This is a genomic window from Acidovorax lacteus (genome assembly GCF_039540375.1).
GTDB classification, from domain to species: domain Bacteria; phylum Pseudomonadota; class Gammaproteobacteria; order Burkholderiales; family Burkholderiaceae_C; genus Acidovorax_G; species Acidovorax_G lacteus.
This window is the reverse complement of sequence record NZ_BAABEX010000021.1, coordinates 1-551: the sequence shown is the minus strand read 5'-3', so window position 1 is coordinate 551 and position 551 is coordinate 1. Positions and strand designations below refer to the sequence as shown.

1 pseudogene is annotated in these 551 nt (G+C 61.9%); it reads left to right on the top strand.

Going from position 1 to position 551, the window contains the following annotated elements:
* Window positions 1-403, top strand: a pseudogene (locus tag ABD866_RS10815) (MBL fold metallo-hydrolase); the annotation flags it as partial.
* Between the last annotated feature and the right edge of the window lie 148 nt (window positions 404-551).

Genomic DNA, 551 nt, shown 5'->3' with positions numbered 1-551 from the left:
AGACATGGTTCTCCCGACGATATCGACGAACGTAAGCGTGCACGCAATGGAGCCGCATGGAGATCCGTTGGGGCTGTTCCTGAAGTCGCTCAAGCGGTACGAGCGTTTGCCTGGTGAGAGCCTGGTGCTGCCATCGCACGGCCGGCCCTTCCAAGGCCTGCACACGCGGCTGCACGCCCTGCAGGCGCACCATGCCGACAGACTCAACGCACTGTGCCAGGCACTGCAAGGTACAAGCGCCACGGCGGCAGAAGTACTGCCCGTGCTGTTCAACCGCCCGCTGGATGCACACCAGACCACATTTGCGCTGGGAGAGGCCATCGCGCACCTGCACCGGCTGTGGAAGGAGGGAGCGGTGACGCGGCACACCGATGCACAAGGCGTGCATCGTTTTGGGGGCTGAGCTGATCAGCCGCGCTCAGCTATTGCTCTGTGAGAGCTGGTGCTGGCTTGACGCGGCGGCTCGTTGGTTGTTGTTGCTATTGCAAAGCAAAAACCCCCTTCAGCTTGGGAGCTGAAGGGGGTTTCTGGGCTGTAAGAGCCTGACGATG